Genomic DNA, 252 nt, shown 5'->3' on the forward strand with positions numbered 1-252 from the left:
GCCATCAGCAACATGCCGATCTCCAGCCATTGCTTCTGACCGTGGGACAAGGCACCGGCCAGCATCGAGCGCTGTTCCGTCAGGCCGATGATTTCCAGCACTTCTTCGATACGACCGATTTCCGTCGGACTGAGACGGGCAAACAGCGTGGGCAACACCCCCTTGTTGGACTTCAGCGACAGCTCCAGGTTGTCGAATACGCTGTGTGCTTCAAACACCGTCGGTTTCTGGAACTTGCGACCAATGCCCAGT

General features: G+C 57.1%; 1 pseudogene. It reads right to left on the minus strand.

The window, feature by feature from the left end:
- A pseudogene (locus Q4563_RS21225) lies at window positions 1-252 on the minus strand (ABC transporter ATP-binding protein); the annotation flags it as partial.

The sequence above is a fragment of the Gilvimarinus sp. 1_MG-2023 genome, assembly GCF_030548285.1.